Below are 1,316 nucleotides of genomic sequence, written 5' to 3' on the forward strand. Positions count from 1 at the left end.
GCCGTGCCTCCTGCGCCTACTCCTATAGTCAGTGCATGGACCTTCAAAGACCCTGACGATTTGACATTAGAGACACCCGATGGTGACTGCGTGTATGTCTGTGGTAGTGGCGAGCGTATCATGTATGGTGCAGATAAAGGTGAAGCTGATAACCTAGTCTATTATGTAAATGTAGGCGACTATCAGCTTGCTATTGATGTGCTTCGCAAGTACAAAGATAGCTCCGTCACTGGGTGGGGACACCAGTTACTTACAGACCTAGAGAATTACATGGCTAAGCACGACACTCACATGCTAGCTGACCCATTAGAGTCTGACACATTCGGTATTGGTCAACCCAATCGCAAGTCTACTAAACAGTGGGAGCCTGACACCCCCGACCCTGACGTGGACTTAATGAAATCAATACGCGATGCGTGCCATCGCTAAGGAATAATTATGCAATGCTACGATGTATTAGAAGTGTTGTTTGAATCAGCCAGTGGTGGGTACAAAGTGTACTCCGAACTAGATGAGTGCGTGTACACTATGACTGCCGAAGACCTCAAACATGAGCGCGAGTTAGGCAACGATGTGTACGACCCGTATCAATTAGTCTTCTTCAACTAGGGGGTGCATCATGCCTACTGTGTACGTAATCAAGATGATACAGCGAGGCACAGATGAGCCTGACTATCAGATTGAGAAGACACTCACTGGCAAGTCAAGGGCTAAGTTATTAGACCTAGCTCTTGAACATGCTGACGAATTAAACCGACGCAATGAGGCATCATGGCGACACTACTTTGCTAGTCAGTATCCGCCTGATGAAATCATATGGAATGGATAAACGACATCATCTTTGCAATCGCTAAGGAAGCAGGTTGCTCCCCAACTCAAGTGCGTGTCCTCAAGTGGGACATGGACGGGGAACTCACGGTCTGCACGTGTGAACTACCACGTCGTGGACTTACACCCATCGGTATCCCTGATACCATGTTCGCTAGCGTATCAGGAGTCCACACTCTGCACTAAGGTGTGCCTATGAATCATTTACTATACCACTCAGGGGATAGGGTGGTGTTCGTAGCCCCTCAGTATGGAGTGTATCGCCCACTGCCTGCCTATGTACTCAAGACAGTACAGACAGGCGTTCCCTTTAGCTGTCCTCACTGTGGCAAGAAGGTGAAGCTACATCCTGACAACGTCCAACGGTACGGGTACTACCTCGACTGTTGGTACGGGGTGTACGGCACTGACTGCTGCAAACCTTTCATTTATTCACAACTCAAACGTGTTCACTGTCCGAGTGAGCATCCTTATAAGTTTGTTAATGG

Annotated in this window: 1 protein-coding gene; it reads left to right on the forward strand. The window is 48.3% G+C overall.

Annotated features, from left to right (window positions below; all coding sequences use genetic code 11):
* The first annotated feature begins 90 nt into the window (after window positions 1-90).
* Entirely contained in the window at window positions 91-429 is a 339-nt protein-coding gene (locus tag ABMA70_RS15955) for a hypothetical protein (RefSeq protein WP_393022390.1), read from the forward strand.
* Window positions 430-1,316: the final 887 nt, after the last annotated feature.

It is taken from the genome of Halobacteriovorax sp. XZX-3, from assembly GCF_043196495.1.
Lineage (GTDB): Bacteria > Bdellovibrionota > Bacteriovoracia > Bacteriovoracales > Bacteriovoracaceae > Halobacteriovorax_A.